The sequence below is a fragment of the Mucilaginibacter kameinonensis genome, assembly GCF_003675385.1.
In the GTDB taxonomy this organism is placed as follows: domain Bacteria; phylum Bacteroidota; class Bacteroidia; order Sphingobacteriales; family Sphingobacteriaceae; genus Mucilaginibacter; species Mucilaginibacter kameinonensis.
In genome coordinates, this window is the sequence record NZ_RCWZ01000004.1 from 869,960 (window position 1) to 886,276 (window position 16,317).

Sequence of the window (16,317 nt, forward strand, 5' to 3'; positions counted from 1 at the left end):
CCGTCCTGCGTGTAAAGATCAACTCATATATCTCTGAATCCGGCCAGGAAGCAGCGATGACAACAAAAAGAATTACAAACAATACATTATAATGCAAGCTCAGATAGACCAATATACCGCCGAGATCAACGCCTTTTCGCCAGCCAATGCCGACGAACTGGAAGCGTTCCGTATTAAGTTTTTAGGCACAAAGGGGATCATTAAAGACCTTTTTGAGCAGTTTAAAAGCGTTAGCCCGGAAGAGAAACGCACCTTTGGTAAGGTACTTAACGAGTTTAAACAACTGGCCGAGGCTAAGTATAACGAACTGAAAGAAAACATTGGCGCAGGTGATCAAAGCAAAGGCAATGATCTTGACCTTACTTTACCAGGCGATGGCTTCACCGTTGGATCACGCCACCCGCTATCACTGGTTCGTAACGAGATCATTGACATTTTTAAGCGTTTAGGTTTCGTTGTTGCTGAAGGCCCGGAAATTGAAGACGACTGGCATAACTTCTCGGCACTGAACTTCCCCGATGAGCACCCGGCCCGTGATATGCAGGATACCTTCTTCATTAAAAAGAATAATGGTAAAGACGATATTGCCCTGCGTACCCACACCTCATCGGTACAGGTACGCATGATGGAAGCAGGTAAACCGCCGTTCCGCGCTATTATGCCCGGCAGGGTTTACCGTAACGAGGCTATTTCGGCCCGTGCGCATTGCTTTTTTCACCAGGTTGAAGGTTTATATGTTGACGAGAATGTATCTTTCTCAGATCTGAAACAAACCCTTTACCACTTTGTGCAGGAGCTTTACGGCGAAGGTACGAGGGTACGTTTCCGTCCGTCATACTTCCCATTCACCGAACCATCGGCCGAAATGGACATTTCATGTACCATTTGCGGTGGTGCCGGCTGTAACATGTGTAAGCACAGTGGTTGGGTAGAGATTTTAGGCTGCGGCATGGTTGATCCTAACGTTTTGGAAAACTGCGGTATCGACAGTAAAAAATACACAGGCTTTGCCTTTGGTATGGGTATGGAACGTATTGCCAACCTTAAATATGTGATCCGCGATTTGCGCCTGTTCTCAGAAAACGACGTGCGCTTCCTGAAACAGTTCCAAACTGAAATGTTATGAGGAAACTCACAATAATATTACTGGTAGTTATCAGTTGCTTTTCGTGCGGAAAGGCATCTGATAACGTACCAAGCATACCTGTTAACTTTCAGGCAGCATTAGGCACACCGGCTTTAAGCCCGCTTAACGTTTCGGGCGGGGCGGTAGCTATTAACGGCTATGGCGTAGCCGGGTTGATCATTTACCGTAAAGTAAATGGTACTTATGCCGCGTACGACAGGTGCAGCAGTTACCAGCCCGAAAAAAAATGCGCGGTAACAATTGATAATACAGGCTTTACAGTAACCGATCCCTGCAGCGGTTCAAAGTTTAGCCTTGAAGACGGCACACCGGTAAAAGCTCCGGCAACAAAAGCATTAAGGTCATATAGGGTAGCCGTTACCCAGTTTGAAATTCAAGTAACTAATTAATGGAAGCCGATAAAATAAAAGATAGTATTAAGCGGGCAGCACAGGAACTTTTCCGCAAATTCGGGTACCATAAAACCAGTGTTAATGAGATTGCAAAAAAGGCTAAAATAGCCAAGGCAACTATCTATAAATACTTCGATAGCAAAGAAGCCGTGTTACACGTGCTGCTTATGGACTATATTAAAGCCAGTGTTGACGACCTGGTACAGGTCAATTCAAACGATATTGATGAAGAGGCTTATCTCAACAACCTCATCATGAAAACCTGCCGCCTCTCCTACACCGTTTGTAATGAGTTTATCGGCTGGGATTTCATCCGCGAATCAACCAACTCCCAGGATTTTTTAAAGAACCTATCTAACGAGCTGGAAGAACTGTTGATGGCATCGTTTATCCAGTTGCCCGGTATCCGCAAACACGAAACTTATCAGCAACGCTTACGCTTTCTGATCAAATGCAGCAAAAGCATCGTGTTCAGTTTCGCTTTTACCTCGGTAAGCGATTCGGACGTGAGGAAAAATTTTGTTTCTTTTCAGAAAGAGATCCTGCCTTATCTGGTGAAGGCTGCGGTTTCGGTTTAAGCGTTTAATTGGCAGCACATTAACAAGGCATTGTGCAACAAATTATGTGCATAACCATCATATGTGTGGAATACATACCTATTGTTTTGTTTATCTGATATTGTCAATTCATCCCATTCTAACTTATTCTTCTTCGTTATCTGAAATGGATAGGTCTCAATTTCAGATATATCCTGAAAATTGAGGCCGAACACATTTTCCCCTGAGTAACCCACAACACGTTTTGTGCAAAGCAAAGTCCATTGATTTGAGGGTTTGGTAAAGAAAATCACAGGTATGCCGCTTAAATCTTCATTAAGATTAGATTTTAAATATCTTTTTATTGATTCAGGAAGCTCATCGAAGAAAAATGTGTAACCATTTGATCTCTTAGGAAATCCATGCTTGACGGCTTTCCATTTAATTCGATTCAACATGTATTCATCTGTCTTTTTCATTAATGATAAAACTATCAAAAAATAATAATCTGATATTATCAAAGTACTGAACTCACCATACAAAAATTTATCATTTACTTTGAAATACAAAGTGCTTTATACATATTTGTCACGGGCTTAACCAAGCCTATCTTTTTAAACAATAACTTTGAAAAACAAAGTACTTTATATCTAAACAATCATGATCGGGGAACAATTTCCAAAACAAACAACAACAGACTGGCTCAAGGAGTCGGCGACTTTTAAATTGATCTTTATCGGGGTATTGGCGCTTTTATTGTTAATCCCTTCGGCCTTCATCCAAAACCTTGTAACCGAACGCACCAGCAGGCAGGATGAAATGGCCAAAGAGGTATCAGACAGCTGGTCGGCCAGCCAGATCATTAAAGGCCCGGTGTTAGTTATCCCTTATAAAAAAGGAATAAACATAACTGACACCACTAAGCAGGCACCTGTCGAAAACCTGTACATACTACCCGATAATCTGCACATCAAGGCGGGCCTTGCAACTCAGGTCCTACACCGGGGTATTTTTGATGTAGCAGTATACAATACCCAGGTAAAAGTGAGTGGTAGTTTTGCCAAACTTAATCTTTCATCATTGGGCATCAATACAAATCAGCTTCTTTTAAATAAAGCCAGATTTGAGTTTAGTGTAAGCGATCTGAAAGGTTTAAAAAGCAACCCGGTTATCAAAACAAATCAACCTATACTTAACACCGAGCCCTCGTTTGAATCTGTATTTGGCAACGGTTTGCAGGCCCCTGTTGATCTTTCATCTGTAAACGATAATGAAATTCCTTTTGATTACACGCTTGATTTAAAAGGTAGCGAAGGTTTAAGCTTCCTGCAACTTGGCAAAACTACCGATGTGCAGGTAAATGGCAACTGGAGCAGCCCCAGCTTTGACGGAAACCACCTGCCCGACGAGCGTAAAATTGATACCGGCGGTTTCAGCGCCGGCTGGCGAATGATGTATTACAACAGGCCTTTTCCCCAGCAATGGGCCGGTCCGCAAAAAACATTGGATAACGACAAGAAACTTGCAAACGCTACTTTTGGCGTAAAACTTCGCCTTCCGGTTGATCAATACCAGAAAACCATGCGTACCAGCAAGTATGCCATATTCATCATACTGCTCACCTTTATCTCTTTATTTTTAACGGAGATTATCCGCAAGCAGCCGATACATATGTTCAATTATATATTGATTGGCGCCGCTATGGTCATTTACTATACCCTGCTGCTATCCTTTTCGGAGCAGGTTGGTTATAACATGGCTTACCTCACAGCCTCTGTATCAACAATAGCGCTGATATCCGTATTTATTTCCTCCCTGTTAAAAAACAGCAGGGCGGCCTTGCTATTCGCTTTTATTTTGGCCGTGTTTTACGCGTTCATCTTTGTTATTATCCAGTTAGAAGACCTTGCTTTGATGGTTGGCAGTATCGCCCTGTTTATCATTATAGCAGTGCTGATGTATTTTTCGCGCAAAATAAACTGGGATAAGAATTAAGCATTGCATAAGCTAACCGGCAGAGGATTCAGTATTCTTTGTCGGTTAATAAATATACCTTATACTATTTTGGTTTTTAGTTTAAAAATTACTATGTTAGCATAGTAATTTTTTATTTTATGAGCCGCGAACTAACAGAACTTTCCGACCTGATTGATGAGCAATTTGAAATAGAAGATATTGATGTTGACGACAACGTGGTTAATTATCTGCTAAGCCTTTTTGCTTAACAATCTTACTTCGACATGTTGACGCCTTTTAAAGGCGACCGGGTATCTTTTGCGCTTCCCCGGGCGATTCGCTTTTAGAACGAGGCACCTACGGAGCCCCCGATGTTGCGTTTATCCAAGCTATAAACACGGGACTCCGCTGGAGTCACTCATCTAATGTTTACAACTCCAGCGGAGTTGCGTGTTTATAGTAAAAGCAAGTCGGATTTTCGGGCTCCGTAGGTGCCTCGTATATTTCGTTGAATTTAAAACCGATTAACGGCCTCCCCTCCCATTTTCAGGATTAAATAAATAGGGTTAACTTTGCAGCCTGATGAGTAAAGCTAACAAACCAAAGTTTTTTGAGAACGTACAGATCATTGATATTGCCGAAGAAGGCAAAGGTGTAGGCAAAGCCGATGATTTTGTACTTTTTGTAGATAAGGCCGTACCCGGCGATATTGCCGATGTACAAGTGTACCGTAGTAAGAAAAACTTCGGCGAAGGTAAGATCACCGAATTAAAACAAGCTTCTGAATACCGCACCACTGCTTTTTGTGAGCATTTTGGTACCTGCGGTGGCTGCAAATGGCAGCACATGACCTACGAGGCACAGCTTAAATTCAAACAAAAATCGGTTGTTGATGCATTAAGTCGTTTGGCTAAGATCAACGTTGAGGGCATTATGCCTATCGTTCCCTCTCCTGCCGACAGGTATTACCGCAATAAACTCGAATTTACCTTCTCCAACAAACGCTGGCTTTACGATGGCGAAAACAAGGAAGATGGCACGCTGAACATGAACGCTCTGGGTTTCCATATCCCCGGCCGTTTTGATAAAATATTAGATGTAAACCATTGCTATCTGCAAGCCGAACCATCCAACAGTCTGCGTAACGAGATCCGTGATTTCACCGTTCAGCAAGGTTATACTTATTACGATTTGCGTAATCACAGCGGTATGCTCCGTAATTTGGTTGTACGCACCTCATCAACGGGCGAGATCATGGTAATTGTAGTTTTCGCTTATGCCGAGCAAAGTGAGATTGATAAGTTGATGAGCCACGTTGATGCCCGTTTTCCGGAGATCACCTCATTGCTGTACATCGTAAATCAGAAAAAGAACGATACCATATTTGATCAGGATGTTATAGCCTTTAAAGGTCCTGAATATATCCACGAAGAAATGAATGGCATCAAGTTCCGCATAGGTCCTAAGTCATTTTATCAAACCAACTCGGTACAGGCACTACGCCTATATGAAATAACCCGTGATTTTGCAGGTTTCAAAGGCGATGAACTGGTATATGACCTTTACACCGGTGCAGGCACCATTGCTAACTTTGTTGCCGGTCACGTACGTGAGGTTGTTGGTGTTGAATATGTACCAACTGCCATTGAAGATGCAAAAGTAAACTCGGCCATTAACAATATCACCAATACCAAATTCTACGCGGGCGATATGAAAGATGTGCTGGTAGCCGATTTCGTAGCCGAACATGGCAAGCCAGACGTGATCATCACCGATCCCCCTCGTGCAGGCATGCACCCGGATGTAGTTGCCCGCCTCATGGAAATTGAAGCGCCTAAAATTGTATACGTAAGCTGTAATGCTGCCACTCAAGCCCGTGATTTGCTGGTATTGAAAGAGAAATACGATACGGTTAAAATTCAGCCGGTAGATATGTTTCCGCATACCCAGCACGTGGAGAATGTGGTGTTGCTGGTTTTGAGAGATTGGAGATAAGAGATTAGTTTTTTAGCAAATGGTTCATGGATCATAGTTCATAGCAAAAAGCCTTGATCAGCGCAATCAACGAAATCAAAAATCATCAACGGTCAAAATCGGTGTAATCCCCAAAAATAAAAATCAACGGTCATGAACCCTGAAGAACTGCTTAACGAAAGTAACGAACGCAATAAACCGGCGGCGGATAGTCCGCTGATAAGTTTGGAGCGCGACCTAAAATATTTTAATGAATCAATTAAAGAGGTAGCCGAAGAGATCATCAATGAAGGCCTTTCCTCTTACCCTATTTTTATTGCCCACCAGCATGAACTAAGCTTAGGCGAATTGATACTTGACCGCCACGACTTAAACTCCGAATGGAGCATTCATGCTTCAACGCTGGAAGAGTTTGTAGAACGTGACGTTATAAAACCTGTATTAAAGGAACGTTTTGTCAATAGCTACAAAGATCCGTATCAGTACATGTGCGTATTTGTGGTGGTACCCGAGGGTGCAAACTTTGTGTTTTTCCCTTACTCGAAATAATTATTGAAAGTTAAAAACTGTGGGGTTGCTTGTATGAGCCTTACTTGTATATTTACCACTGTTTAGCCAACGTTACAACAATAACATGCCTGATAAAAAGCTTCTCATATTAAATAAGCAACAGATCCAGCAAAAGCTTGATAGGATGGCCTACCAGATACTGGAGGATAATTTTGAAGAGGATGAAATACTGATAGCTGGTATCCTGCCCCGCGGTAACCACATTGCCGAACGCCTGAAAACCATACTTGATGGCATTGCACCCTTTAAAAGCCGCATATTGACTATCGAACTTGAAAAACAAAGCAGCAGCCTAAGCGCCAGTATTGATTTTGAGGTAGAAGAATGCAGTAATAAAGTAGTGATACTTGTTGATGACGTATTGAACAGCGGCAAAACCCTTGCTTATGGCTTTGGCGTATTTTTAGATGTACCGTTAAAAAAACTTCGCACCGCTGTTTTAGTTGACCGTAACCACAAAAGTTTCCCTATCACTACCGACTTTGCCGGCGTAGCCCTTTCAACCGTTATCAAAGAGCATGTTGATGTAGTGCTTCAAGAGGAAGATGCAGAAGAGGATGCGGTTTATTTGAGGTAGAATAATTAAATTCGTATAAAACAAATATATCATGTCGGTAGCTGAATTAAATAAAACAAAATCAAACCTTATAGCATGGATTGAGCAGCTTTCAGACTCAAATATGCTTACTTTTTTAGAAGGCATTAGAAGTTCTAAGTCGGACAAAGATTGGTGGGAGCAATTAACAGATGCTCAAAAGCAGAATATAAATGAAGGCGTTAATGATGCAGAAAATGGTCGTGTTATGTCTTCAACAGAATTTTGGACTAAGCTAAAAAATGGCTAAAGACACTTTGCCAACAGTATTTTTCACAACTCGTGCATTTGCAAACGCTGAAACAATTAAAGCATACCTCCTATATAAATTCACGCAAAAAGAGGTGAATAAATTTTATGAGTTATTAGAAATATTTGAGAACATTATTGTAAAGTTCCCTCAACTCTATCCTAAAAGTGCTATTAATAGCAAAGTACACAGAGCGGTTTTAAGTAAACAGCTTTCTGTATTTTACACAACTTCCAAAAATAAAATCTCAGTTGTAGCGATATTAGATAATCGGATGAGTGATACTAAATGGCCTTAACACCCAACGCTTCTTCCAGCTTCTCAACCGACATATCTATCCCTTCAACAATATTTGTTGCCTGCAGATAAAAATCCTCACGTTCGGCCAGTTTGCCGGTTATAAATTCAACCAGTTCATCGCCTTTTTTTCCTTGCAATACCGGGCGAATAGTTTTGCTGTTCTCCAACCTGTCGGCTAAGGTTTTAGGTGATAGTTTAATATACAGCGTTTTGCCGTTAGCTTTCATCCAGTCCATATTATCAAAAAAGCAGGGCAAGCCTCCCCCTGTTGATACTACTATATTTTCAGGGTAATCGGTTTCTTTCAGTACCTGCGATTCCAGTTTACGGAAAGCGTCTTCGCCAAAAGATGAAAAATATTCGGCTATACTCATGCCTGCTTTGGCTTCAAGCACATGATCAAGATCAATAAATTCATAGCCCCATTTGGCGGCCAGTTTGCGGCTCCAGGTTGTTTTGCCACAGCCCATAAAGCCCACAACAAAGTATTTCATAAAAATTTCTTCAGCTTAATTTTACCCGCGGGTCTATCCAAACATAAATTACATCCACCAGGATACTGATCACTACAAATATAAACGCGATAAACAATATAGAGCCCATCACCACCGGAAAATCCGACATTTCCAGCGCATCAACAGTCGCTTTACCTAATCCGTTGTAACCAAAAATGTATTCCACAAAAAACGAACCTGCCAATAACGATGCAAACCAGTTGGCAATGGCAGTAATAACCGGGTTCATGGCATTTTTTAGCGCGTGGCGATAAATGATTGTCCGGTTACTTAATCCCTTGGCTTTTGCCGTACGAATATAATCCTGACCTAAAACATCAAGCATGGCATTACGGGTAAGCTGTACAATAATAGCCAGTGGCCGCAAGCCCAAAGTAATGACTGGCAGTACAAGATTTTTTAACGTGATCACTTCGCCTTTAAAAGGATCATAGCTATACAAACTACCCGACATGTTGAGATGTGTATAATTGCTCAGCACAAAACCAAATATCCAGGCTATGATGATCCCCGCAAAAAAGGACGGAGCCGATATACCTAATGTCGAAAAACTCAGCGCCAGTTTATCAATCCAGGTATCTTTATTTACCGCGCTCGCTACACCTAAAAACACCCCGATAATGATAGCGAAGATCATGGCAGCCGCGGCAAGCACCAACGTATTGGGGATCACATCCATCAGCAATGAAGCCACATCCTTACGGTTTTGGTATGAACGCCTCAGGTAAGGCCATTTCAGCGCTAACACTTTGCTTTTGCTTACCGGGAACAGTTTTACATAGCCGTAGCGCTGTTGCTCGTCAGCCGTATTAAGATGGATCCCTAAAGGCGAAAGATCATTCAGATAATACGCAAACTGCACGGGCACGGGTTTATCCAACCCAAACTCTTTACGTACAGCCTGCAATGACTGCACATCGGCACGCTGCCCCTGGGTCATGCGGGCCGGGTCGACAGGCAGGATATTGAACAGAAAAAAAACAACAACCACTACCCCCAGCATTACTGCCAGTCCGTATACTAATTTTCGGAGCAGGTAGGGAATCATTTTATTGTTTCTGCAGGTACTGTTTTACGATATCCTCATATTTAGGTACCGAATGATAATGCCATTTATTAACCACGGTACCATTCTTAATCAGCAAAACACCCGGGTTTGAACGCACCATTGATTTCAGCGGAACACCATCTGCATAAAATACCTCGCTGATCAGTTTGTGCTCCTTCGCGAAAGCTTTTGCATCAGCAGCCGAGTTTGAAGTAAGCAATATGGTACGGATATTATAATTATCGGTAAGATTGATGGCCAGCGCGTTTAACCGGTTGATGGCATCTTTATCCGTTTCGCTCAGGTCATAGGCTACTATGAACAGGCTATAGAAGGGGCTCGAAAGTAATTCTTTAGTATAATCGTTCCGTTGTGCATCCTGGATAGCCAGGTCACGGATCTTTGGTTCATATCCTTTTTTCACCAGGCGATTTTCCGGATCGCCGATCACTTCCCAGTTGGCATCTTTCCAGATATTAGATTTAAGGTATTCCTTATCATTCATCACCTTGGTAGCACCTGTTTTTTTGTTTTTGAGGTGATAGGTCAACTCAAATTCATCAAGCGGGGCACCCGGCGGAATCTTCATTTCATCGGGCAGGTTAGCGCCTATTTTATATGGCAGAAAATCAATAATCGGCGAAAAGTTGTAGGTGTACACACCAAACCCTATCGAAACAATTGCAGCACAGATTAACCATTTATCGCCAACTTTTGCGTTAAACAAAGGCGTAATCTGCTTACGTTTAACAAACAATATCAGCACCAAAGCCAACAACACCATATCCTTACTGAACGATTGCCATGGCGTTAACGGAATAGCATCACCAAAACAACCACAGGTTTGCACCACTTTAAAAAATGCAGAGTAAAAAGTCAAGAAGCCGAAAAAGATGATCAGCAACAACAATCCCCAGGCCACCTTAACGGCACGTGCCCCAATAAGCAGGGCAAAACCCAGCAGCATTTCAAGCGCGCACAGCACAATAGCCATAGTAAGCGCCAGGCCGTTCAGGAACGTCATATGAAAAACCTCAAAGTATTCTACCAGCTTGTACGAAAAACCAAGCGGATCATTAGCCTTGATCAGTCCCGAAAATATAAACAGTAAGCCCACCAATAAGCGGGGAATCCATATAACGGCGCTGTTTGATGATGTTTTTTTCATAAGCCTTATTTGCCCAGGTGTACATTAAGCTTGATGAGCGCGAAAACAGCATAATTCAGCATATCCTGGTAATTAGCTTTCACGCCCTCCGATGCCTCGGTAAGGCCTTTATTATCTTCTATCTGTTTCACACGAAGCAGCTTCATCAGTATCAGATCGGTCAGTGAACTGATACGCATATCGCGCCAGGCTTCGCCGTAATCATGGTTTTTGGCAAACATTAGCTCTTTAGTCTCGTTTACCTTCGCGTCAAACATTTCGCTTACATGATCCGGGTTAAGTTCAGTCGACATTTCAGGGCCGCATTCCAGCTGCATCATGGCAATCACGCAATAGTTAACAATGCCGATGTATTCGCCGGTAATATCATCCCCTACTTTTGATATTTTCTTTTCTTCGAGGGTGCGAATCCGTTGTGCTTTGATAAAAATCTGATCGGTGATGGATTGCGGACGAAGGATGCGCCAGGCGGTACCGTAATCACGGGTCTTTTTCATGAAAAGGCCTTTACATATATTAATTACGCCTTCGTATTCTGCTGCTGTGTCTTTATTACTCAAAGGATGATGTATTTTATTTGTTGTAACGTTGTAAAGCTTAAATGTTGGAAGGTTTTGAAGCCTGCGCCTGTAAAGTTAGTTAACTTTGCCGTATTATAACTTTGCAACACTTAACTAACCGTGACTAAAAATACATTTTTCCGTAAAAAAGTTACTATCAATGCCGGCGGCAAACTAATCGATCTGTCATCGCCAAAGGTGATGGGCATCATCAATATCACCCCCGATTCGTTTTTTGCCGACAGCCGCAAACCCGGTATTGATGAGGCCTTACTTCAGGCGCAAAAAATGCTGAGCGATGGCGCCACATTTTTGGATATCGGAGCATATTCATCACGCCCCGGAGCAGTTGATATTTCAGCACAGGAAGAAACGGACAGGCTGTTACCCGTTGTTGAGGCCATTGCCGCCCAATTCCCGGAAGCCATTATGTCGATAGATACTTTTCGCGCGGGCGTTGCCGAAGCTGCGATTAAAGAAGGTGCGCATATCATTAACGATATTTCGGGCGGCATGCTTGATAGTGATATGTTTACCACCGCTGCCAGCTTAAATGTGCCCTATATCCTGATGCACATGAAAGGCACCCCGCAAACCATGAACCAAATTGCCGATTACGATGATGTATTTAGCGAGGTATTCGATTATTTTGTATCCAAATGTGGTGAGCTAAAACGGCTTGGCGTTCACGATGTAATCCTTGATCCTGGCTTTGGCTTTGCCAAAAAAGCAGAGCACAGCTATGCCTTAATGAGCCGTATGAATGAGTTTGATTTACTGGGCTTACCTGTACTTACGGGTATCTCCCGCAAAAGGATGATCTATGGCTTGTTAAATAATACAGCTGAAGAGGCATTGAATGGCACAACAGCTTTAAATACTATCGCGTTGATGAAAGGAACCAGTATTTTGAGGGTGCATGATGTTAAGGAAGCTGTAGAAGCGGTAAAGGTTTGGGAGGCGGTTGAGGGACCGCCAGAAGCTGGACAATAACAACTGACATTTAATAAAACCATGTCATTGCGAGGAGCGAAACGGAAATGAGCCCGGACGCGACGCGGCAATCGCATGCTATACAGGGCGGATATACTTCCGTGCGATTGCCACGCTACGCTCGCAATGACATGATTTTTATTTATTTCTCCCGCAACTTTTTTATATCTTTCCTGCCTCCAACTACATCTACCCCACCAGCTCCATCATCTTCAAAATAGCGTCAACATACTCCCTGTCATTAGCCAGGCGAGGCACCTTATGCTGACCGCCCAGCTTTCCTTTTTCCCGCATCCAATTAAAAAAAGTACCATCGGGTGCGCGGCGCACCATTGGCCGGCGCAAGGCAAGGTCTTTAAAACGTTTGGCATCATAGTCGGAGTTGATACGGCGCAGGGTTTCATCAAGCAGGTCGACAAAACGTTCAAACTCGGCAGGTTTCTTTTCAAACTCAATGATCCATTCGTGGGCACCGCAATCATCCCCATTAAAATAAACCGGGGCAGCGGTATATTCTCTGATAATGGCACCTGTTTGCGTACAGGCCTCTTCCAAAGCACGTTCGGCATTATCAATGATCACTTCCTCGCCAAATGCATTAATAAAATGCTTTGTGCGGCCGGTGATCTGGATCCTGAAAGGCGCAAGCGATGAAAACTTGATGGTATCTCCTATCATGTACCGCCACAGGCCCGCGTTGGTTGATATGATGAGCGCGTAATTTTTATTTAGTTCCACCTCATCCAGGGTGAGGGTTTCAGGGTTCTCGTCGTGCAGGTGTTCGAGTGGTAGAAACTCGTAAAAAATACCATAGTCGAGCATGAGCAGCATATCGCCAGGCTCTTTGGTATCCTGTATCCCGAAGAAACCTTCGGAAGCGTTATAATTTTCGAGGTAATACATTTCCTCGTTTGGGATCAGCTTTTTAAACTGCTCGCGGTAAGGCGTAAAGTTAACCGCGCCATGAAAGTACATCTCCAGGTTGGGCCATACTTCAAGCAGGTTCTTTTTACCCGCTATCTCCAATATGCGTTTAAACAGCACCAGGTTCCAGGTAGGTACGCCGCTGATGCTGGTAACGTTCACATCCTTGGTAGCATGGGCAATCTTTTCAATCTTTTCCTCAAAGTTTTCGAGTAGGGCTATATCTAAATGCGGCGTACGGTGAAACTCGGCCCACATAGGCAGATTTTTCATGATCACCGCCGAAAGATCACCGAATGAAGTATCCGCGCTCAGCTGACTGATCTGGTGACTGCCTCCAAGCGTCAAGATCTTCCCCGTAAACATGCGAGGATTGGGCTGGTTATTAAAATAAATGGTAAGCAAGTCCTTACCTCCTTTAAAGTGGCATTCTTCAAGCGCCTCCTCACTTACCGGGATAAATTTGCTCCTGTCGCTCGTAGTTCCCGATGATTTGGCAAACCAGCGAATCTCCGACGGCCACAACACGTTTTTTTCGCCCTTCAGCATCCGCTCAATAAAGGGCTTTAAAGTATCGTAGTTTTGTATAGGGACCCGCTCCTTAAACTGGCTCAGGTTTTCAATACTTTTATAATGGTATTTTTTACCCCACTCGGTATTTTCGGCAACCGACACCAGTTGCTCAAACCATTCTTCCTGCACTTCATTCGGATATTTCATGAAAAGCTCAATCTGGTGGATCCGCTTTTTCATGAACCAGGTAAATACGGAGTTAAAGAGGGTCATAGGCTGTTATTGAGGAAAAACCTTTCTTTTAAGTACAAAGTTAGCCCCAAGATACACTTTCCTCACCATTTCATTCTCAGCCAATACCTCAGGAAATCCCGACTCTAATATTTTACCTTCAAAAAGCAGGTACGCGCGGTCGGTAATCGACAATGTTTCCTGCACGTTGTGGTCGGTTATCAAGATACCAATATTACGGGTACGCAATTTAACCACCATCGACTGGATCTCTTCTACCGCTATCGGGTCTACCCCGGCAAAAGGTTCATCAAGCAGGATAAAGTTAGGCTCGGCGGCTAAAGCACGGGCAATCTCCGTACGACGACGTTCACCGCCCGATAGGAGGTCGCCCCTGTTTCTGCGTACTTTATGCAAACTGAACTCGTCTATCAATTCTTCCAGCTTATCTTTTTGCTTATCCTTGGGCATGTCGCCCATTTCCAGTACAGCCTTAATATTGTCCTCCACCGAAAGTTTACGGAATACCGAAGCCTCCTGTGCCAGGTAACCTATCCCCTTTTGGGCGCGACGGTACATCGGATCCTGGGTTATGTCTTGGTTATCCAGGTGGATACTGCCCTCATTAGGCTTTATCAAACCCACTATCATGTAAAAGGAAGTTGTTTTACCGGCACCATTAGGCCCAAGCAAACCAACAATTTCACCCTGCGCCACATCAAACGATACATCGTTTACAACGGTACGCTGCTTGTATTTTTTAACTAAATTATCTGCTCTTAGTATCATTTTTTGTCTGAACCATGATTTATGGGATTCATGGATTACCCTGATATTTGACCGTTGATAGCTTTTTGATTTCGCTGATTCCGTTGATTAAGACTTACGGCTATGAACCATGATCCATCAACTATGAACCTAACTCACCAACCTCTAATCTCTAAAACCTAATTCCCTTCACATTTAACTGTATCGTTCTTCTTTCGCGCCAAACGTTTTCTTCTATCGAATAGCACATTTCAAACGGCACACCAGGTCGCAATTGTTCCAGGTATTGGCCGTGGTTAAAGGCTATGCAGTCAAACGCTGCCGATCCTTCCTGCATTACGCTCATTTTAATATGCGAGCCGCCTACCAAACCGGCGTTACCACTAACATACACATTTTTACTTATGAAAACGGGGGCCATATTTTCAGGCCCGAAAGGCGCAAACTGATTCAAAATCCTGAAAAATTTGGGTTCTATCTGGCTTAAACGTAATTCGGCGTCAATTTGTATTTGCTGTATCAATTGTTCCGGTTTTATGGTTGAGCTTACCACCTCTTCAAACCTTTCAATAAAGGCTTCGAGGTTTTCTGGCTCCATAGTTAAACCGGCAGCATATTTGTGCCCGCCAAACTGAATCAACAGGTCTTTACAGCCGCAAAGCGCCTCGTATAGGTCATAGCCTAAAACAGAACGTGCGGAACCTGCTACATGACCATTAGAACGGGTAAGCACAATTGTTGGGCGATAATATTTTTCGGTAAGGCGCGATGCTACTATACCGATAACGCCCTTATGCCAGTCTTCGTTAAACACCACGGTTGATTTACGGGCGATCAGCACCTCATCATTTTCAATCATACCAAGCGCTTCATCAGTAATAGAAAGATCATGCCCCTTCCGCTCGGTATTGCGCACGTTGATCATCGCGCTTTTCTCCTTAGCGGCATCCTTATCTGTCGCTATCAGGAGTTCAACGGCATGTTTGGCATCGTCTATCCTGCCGGCTGCATTGATACGCGGACCAAGCAAAAATACTACATCCGATATCGTATAAGGTCCCGTCCTGCCTGCTATCTCCATTAACGCTTTAACGCCAATACATGGGTCGGTATTTATTTTTTGCAGACCGAAATGCGCCAGTACCCGGTTTTCGCCCGTGATGTGTACAATATCACAGGAGATGCTGATCACTACCAGGTCGAGATAGCAGTTTACTTCCTCAATCAGGATATCATTCTTTTCGGCGTATGCCTGGATCAGTTTAAAGCCTATACCGCAACCGGACAATTCTTTATATGGATATTCGCAGTCTTCGCGCTTAGGGTCAAGCACTGCCACCGCGTTAGGAATATATGTTCCCGGCAAGTGATGATCACAAATGATAAAATCGATCCCCTTTTCATTGGCGTAATCAATTTTATCAATTGATTTAATGCCGCAGTCAAGCGCTATGATCAGAGTAATATTGTGCTCAGCGGCGTAATCAATTCCCTGTGTTGAGATGCCATACCCTTCCTTGTAACGATCGGGGATATAATAATCAATATTGTTATAAAGCTTTTTGAAAAAACTGTAGGTAAGCGCCACGGCTGTAGTACCATCCACGTCATAATCCCCGTAAATCATGATTTTTTCGCCCGCGGCTATGGCCTGCTCAATACGCAGTATCGCCTTTTCCATATCCTTCATCAGGAAGGGGTCATGCAGGTGCCGGTGATCGGGCCTGAAAAAATAGCGGGCATCTTCAAAGGTGGTAATACCGCGCTGCACAAGCATGGTGCTTAAAACGGTATCGATATTGAGTTCGGCGGCTAATTTTATTACATCATCATGGTTTGTATTATCCTTTAGCGCCCAACGTTTATTCATATCTTTG

General features: G+C 43.3%; 18 protein-coding genes. 10 read left to right on the forward strand and 8 right to left on the reverse strand.

Going from position 1 to position 16,317, the window contains the following annotated elements; genetic code table 11:
• Window positions 1–91 precede the first annotated feature (91 nt).
• The 3 genes from pheS to EAH55_RS21935 are packed head-to-tail and all read left to right on the forward strand — an operon-like array spanning window position 92 to window position 2,117.
• Window positions 92–1,126, forward strand: a complete 1,035-nt coding sequence (gene pheS / locus EAH55_RS21925; RefSeq protein WP_208644903.1) for a phenylalanine--tRNA ligase subunit alpha — start codon at window positions 92–94, stop codon at window positions 1,124–1,126.
• Window positions 1,123–1,536 (forward strand): Rieske (2Fe-2S) protein, encoded by a 414-nt coding sequence (locus EAH55_RS21930; protein ID WP_121811533.1) that lies wholly within the window; start codon window positions 1,123–1,125, stop codon window positions 1,534–1,536. The genes pheS and EAH55_RS21930 overlap by 4 nt, the downstream gene beginning before the upstream one ends.
• Window positions 1,536–2,117: a TetR/AcrR family transcriptional regulator gene (locus tag EAH55_RS21935; RefSeq protein WP_091220479.1), complete on the forward strand. Its 582-nt coding sequence runs from the start codon at window positions 1,536–1,538 to the stop codon at window positions 2,115–2,117. The genes EAH55_RS21930 and EAH55_RS21935 overlap by 1 nt, the downstream gene beginning before the upstream one ends.
• Here the strand turns inward: EAH55_RS21935 and EAH55_RS21940 are convergent.
• Complete coding sequence (locus tag EAH55_RS21940; protein WP_121811534.1) at window positions 2,114–2,554, reverse strand: hypothetical protein; 441 nt, start codon at window positions 2,552–2,554, stop codon at window positions 2,114–2,116. The two genes, EAH55_RS21935 and EAH55_RS21940, sit on opposite strands and share 4 nt — an antisense overlap.
• Before the next feature lie 181 nt (window positions 2,555–2,735).
• On the opposite strand from EAH55_RS21940, the gene creD reads away from it, so the two are divergent.
• From creD to EAH55_RS21970, 6 genes are all read left to right on the forward strand, one after another.
• On the forward strand, window positions 2,736–4,070 hold the full coding sequence (gene creD, locus EAH55_RS21945) for a cell envelope integrity protein CreD (RefSeq protein WP_121811535.1): 1,335 nt from the start codon (window positions 2,736–2,738) through the stop codon (window positions 4,068–4,070).
• Between the two features lie 543 nt (window positions 4,071–4,613).
• Complete coding sequence (gene rlmD / locus EAH55_RS21950; protein WP_121811536.1) at window positions 4,614–6,026, forward strand: 23S rRNA (uracil(1939)-C(5))-methyltransferase RlmD; 1,413 nt, start codon at window positions 4,614–4,616, stop codon at window positions 6,024–6,026.
• A 132-nt stretch (window positions 6,027–6,158) separates the two neighbouring features.
• Window positions 6,159–6,554, forward strand: a complete 396-nt coding sequence (locus tag EAH55_RS21955) for a hypothetical protein (RefSeq protein WP_121811537.1) — start codon at window positions 6,159–6,161, stop codon at window positions 6,552–6,554.
• 85 nt (window positions 6,555–6,639) lie between these two features.
• Window positions 6,640–7,152, forward strand: coding sequence for a phosphoribosyltransferase family protein (locus tag EAH55_RS21960; protein ID WP_121811538.1), 513 nt, complete (start codon window positions 6,640–6,642; stop codon window positions 7,150–7,152).
• Window positions 7,153–7,183: 31 nt separating this feature from the next.
• A complete protein-coding gene (locus EAH55_RS21965) occupies window positions 7,184–7,420 on the forward strand; it encodes a hypothetical protein (protein WP_121811539.1) in 237 nt (78 codons plus the stop codon).
• A complete protein-coding gene (locus tag EAH55_RS21970; protein ID WP_114936509.1) occupies window positions 7,413–7,718 on the forward strand; it encodes a hypothetical protein in 306 nt (101 codons plus the stop codon). Before EAH55_RS21965 ends, EAH55_RS21970 begins: the two co-directional genes overlap by 8 nt.
• On the opposite strand, the gene EAH55_RS21975 is transcribed toward EAH55_RS21970, so the two are convergent.
• From EAH55_RS21975 to EAH55_RS21990, 4 genes are read right to left on the reverse strand one after another with little or no spacing between them, the layout of a single operon-like run.
• Window positions 7,705–8,214 (reverse strand): shikimate kinase, encoded by a 510-nt coding sequence (locus EAH55_RS21975; RefSeq protein ID WP_121811540.1) that lies wholly within the window; start codon window positions 8,212–8,214, stop codon window positions 7,705–7,707. The two genes, EAH55_RS21970 and EAH55_RS21975, sit on opposite strands and share 14 nt — an antisense overlap.
• A gap of 10 nt (window positions 8,215–8,224) precedes the next feature.
• Window positions 8,225–9,283: an ABC transporter permease gene (locus EAH55_RS21980; protein WP_121811541.1), complete on the reverse strand. Its 1,059-nt coding sequence runs from the start codon at window positions 9,281–9,283 to the stop codon at window positions 8,225–8,227.
• A gap of 1 nt (window position 9,284) precedes the next feature.
• Complete coding sequence (locus EAH55_RS21985; protein WP_121811542.1) at window positions 9,285–10,451, reverse strand: BT_3928 family protein; 1,167 nt, start codon at window positions 10,449–10,451, stop codon at window positions 9,285–9,287.
• A gap of 5 nt (window positions 10,452–10,456) precedes the next feature.
• Window positions 10,457–10,948, reverse strand: coding sequence for a DUF1599 domain-containing protein (locus tag EAH55_RS21990; RefSeq protein WP_112572565.1), 492 nt, complete (start codon window positions 10,946–10,948; stop codon window positions 10,457–10,459).
• Window positions 10,949–11,131: 183 nt separating this feature from the next.
• On the opposite strand from EAH55_RS21990, the gene folP reads away from it, so the two are divergent.
• A complete protein-coding gene (gene folP / locus EAH55_RS21995) occupies window positions 11,132–12,004 on the forward strand; it encodes a dihydropteroate synthase (protein ID WP_121811543.1) in 873 nt (290 codons plus the stop codon).
• A 189-nt stretch (window positions 12,005–12,193) separates the two neighbouring features.
• Here the strand turns inward: folP and EAH55_RS22000 are convergent, their stop codons facing one another.
• From EAH55_RS22000 to recJ, 3 genes are all read right to left on the reverse strand, one after another.
• Window positions 12,194–13,714, reverse strand: a complete 1,521-nt coding sequence (locus tag EAH55_RS22000; RefSeq protein WP_121811544.1) for a GH3 auxin-responsive promoter family protein — start codon at window positions 13,712–13,714, stop codon at window positions 12,194–12,196.
• A 6-nt stretch (window positions 13,715–13,720) separates the two neighbouring features.
• On the reverse strand, window positions 13,721–14,461 hold the full coding sequence (gene lptB / locus EAH55_RS22005; protein WP_112572569.1) for an LPS export ABC transporter ATP-binding protein: 741 nt from the start codon (window positions 14,459–14,461) through the stop codon (window positions 13,721–13,723).
• Between the two features lie 151 nt (window positions 14,462–14,612).
• On the reverse strand, window positions 14,613–16,310 hold the full coding sequence (gene recJ / locus EAH55_RS22010; protein WP_121811545.1) for a single-stranded-DNA-specific exonuclease RecJ: 1,698 nt from the start codon (window positions 16,308–16,310) through the stop codon (window positions 14,613–14,615).
• Between the last annotated feature and the right edge of the window lie 7 nt (window positions 16,311–16,317).

Coding starts and splice junctions, on each gene's coding strand:
- pheS (WP_208644903.1), top strand. CDS start 92: ATGCAAGCTCAGATAGACCAATATACCGCCGAGATCAACGCCTTTTCG.
- EAH55_RS21930 (WP_121811533.1), top strand. CDS start 1,123: ATGAGGAAACTCACAATAATATTACTGGTAGTTATCAGTTGCTTTTCG.
- EAH55_RS21935 (WP_091220479.1), top strand. CDS start 1,536: ATGGAAGCCGATAAAATAAAAGATAGTATTAAGCGGGCAGCACAGGAA.
- EAH55_RS21940 (WP_121811534.1), bottom strand. CDS start 2,554: ATGAAAAAGACAGATGAATACATGTTGAATCGAATTAAATGGAAAGCC.
- creD (WP_121811535.1), top strand. CDS start 2,736: ATGATCGGGGAACAATTTCCAAAACAAACAACAACAGACTGGCTCAAG.
- rlmD (WP_121811536.1), top strand. CDS start 4,614: ATGAGTAAAGCTAACAAACCAAAGTTTTTTGAGAACGTACAGATCATT.
- EAH55_RS21955 (WP_121811537.1), top strand. CDS start 6,159: ATGAACCCTGAAGAACTGCTTAACGAAAGTAACGAACGCAATAAACCG.
- EAH55_RS21960 (WP_121811538.1), top strand. CDS start 6,640: ATGCCTGATAAAAAGCTTCTCATATTAAATAAGCAACAGATCCAGCAA.
- EAH55_RS21965 (WP_121811539.1), top strand. CDS start 7,184: ATGTCGGTAGCTGAATTAAATAAAACAAAATCAAACCTTATAGCATGG.
- EAH55_RS21970 (WP_114936509.1), top strand. CDS start 7,413: ATGGCTAAAGACACTTTGCCAACAGTATTTTTCACAACTCGTGCATTT.
- EAH55_RS21975 (WP_121811540.1), bottom strand. CDS start 8,214: ATGAAATACTTTGTTGTGGGCTTTATGGGCTGTGGCAAAACAACCTGG.
- EAH55_RS21980 (WP_121811541.1), bottom strand. CDS start 9,283: ATGATTCCCTACCTGCTCCGAAAATTAGTATACGGACTGGCAGTAATG.
- EAH55_RS21985 (WP_121811542.1), bottom strand. CDS start 10,451: ATGAAAAAAACATCATCAAACAGCGCCGTTATATGGATTCCCCGCTTA.
- EAH55_RS21990 (WP_112572565.1), bottom strand. CDS start 10,948: ATGAAAAAGACCCGTGATTACGGTACCGCCTGGCGCATCCTTCGTCCG.
- EAH55_RS22000 (WP_121811544.1), bottom strand. CDS start 13,714: ATGACCCTCTTTAACTCCGTATTTACCTGGTTCATGAAAAAGCGGATC.
- lptB (WP_112572569.1), bottom strand. CDS start 14,461: ATGATACTAAGAGCAGATAATTTAGTTAAAAAATACAAGCAGCGTACC.
- recJ (WP_121811545.1), bottom strand. CDS start 16,310: ATGAATAAACGTTGGGCGCTAAAGGATAATACAAACCATGATGATGTA.